This window comes from Mesorhizobium sp. M7A.F.Ca.CA.004.06.1.1, from assembly GCF_003999135.1.
In the GTDB taxonomy this organism is placed as follows: Bacteria; Pseudomonadota; Alphaproteobacteria; order Rhizobiales; family Rhizobiaceae; genus Mesorhizobium.
Genome location: NZ_RZPQ01001020.1, coordinates 1 through 1643, shown reverse-complemented (window position 1 = coordinate 1643; position 1643 = coordinate 1). Strand labels below are relative to the sequence as shown.

Sequence of the window (1643 nt, the reverse complement as noted above, 5' to 3'; positions counted from 1 at the left end):
TTCTTCATCAACATCCCGCTTGGCGTGGTCGGGTTGGTGCTGGTCGCCCGCTTCATTCCGGGCGATCGCGAAGCCGACCCCAAGCCGCTCGACTGGCCGGGTTTTTTCCTGACATCGGCGGGGCTTGCCTTGCTTCTCTATGGCCTTGAACGCATCGCGCACCCGGAGGATGGCGTTTTACCGACGGTGCTGCTGGTCGTAGCCGGCATCGTCATCGGCTGGCTGGCGGTGCGGCATCTCAGGCGCGCGCCGCATCCGCTGCTCGATCTCTCCTCGTTCAAGGTGCTGACCTTCGCCATCTCGACGCTTGCCGCCGGCACCATTTTCCGGGTGGCGATCAACGCCACGCCGTTCCTGTTGCCGCTGCTGTTCCAGGTCGGCTTTGGCCTCTCGTCCGTCGATGCCGGCTTGATGATCCTGGCCTATTTCCTCGGCAATCTCGGCATGAAGACGGTGACGACACCAACGCTGCGCCGTTTCGGCTTCCGGTCGGTGCTGGTCGTCAACGGCCTGATCGCTTCGGCGGCGATCATGGCATGTGCTGCGATCTCACCGCAGACGCCGCAAGCGCTGGTGGTGGCGTTGATGCTGATCGCCGGCCTGTCGCGCTCGATGCAGTTCACCGCGCTCAACACACTGGCCTTCGCCGACATCGATGCGGCGCAACGAAGCTCGGCGGCGACGCTGTCCTCGATGCTGCAGCAGGTGGCGATGCTGTTCGGCGTCGCGGTGGCGGCGGCGATCCTCAATTTGTCGCAGATCGCCAGGGACCGGCCGGCCCTCGATCTTGTGGATTTTCGAGTGGCCTTCCTGGCGATCGGCGCCATCGGGCTGGTGGCGGCGTTGCGTTTTCTCGTGCTGCCGCCAGGTGCGGGCGCGGAGGTTTCCGGCCACTCGCCGGGAAATTGAGATCGATTTTTCCGCCTGATGCGGAGATAAATTCCGTCTTGTCCTTTCGCCTTGGTGCAGCCTTTTCGCGAGTGGCGGCAATGGCGCAAGCAATTGCCAAAAGTGCAGAGTTTTCCGAGCATTGCGCCAGCTTCGGCAATCGACGCGTCCATTTGGTAAATATCGCTGCCGGCCGGGGTTCCGAGCGCGGATTCATTTGACGAACCGGCGTTGGGCCGATTAGCGTTCTTTCCCAGGGATGGCAGCGATGCCATCGGGGCAAACGCAGACATGAACACGATCGGCTGGCCGAATTTCAGGAGCCTGAATCAGGAAGGCATTGTCTTTGCCATAGCGGTGGTGCTGTTCGTTGCAGCGGCCATAGGCCTGCCAGGTTTCATCGATCCCAACAATCTCGTCGCCATCGTCCGCTCCGTGTCGGTGCTGGGCATCCTTGCGCTCGGCATGGCCGTCGTCATCATCGGACGCGGCATCGACCTCTCCGCCGTGGCGATCATGGCGATGTCTGTCGCCTGGTATCTGCAACTTCTGAATTCGGGAACGCCGGACGGGCTGGCCTTCGCCTATGTGCTGGCCGGTGTGCTGGCCATCGGCCTGCTCAACGGCTTTCTCGTCGCCTATGCCGATGTGCCCGCGATCTTCGTGACGCTGGCGACAGGCTCCTTCGTCTTCGGCTATGTGCGCTCGCAGCTGATCACGCAGGATGCGGTGCCGGTGCCGCAGGGCCACTGGGT

General features: G+C 62.8%; 1 protein-coding gene and 1 pseudogene. Both read left to right on the top strand.

Annotated features, from left to right (window positions below):
• Nucleotides 1-909 (top strand): MFS transporter (locus tag EN906_RS33365; protein WP_127375733.1); only part of this gene is annotated, 909 nt, incomplete at its 5' end.
• A 270-nt stretch (nucleotides 910-1179) separates the two neighbouring features.
• Nucleotides 1180-1643 (top strand): annotated as a pseudogene (locus EN906_RS33360) (ABC transporter permease); the annotation flags it as partial.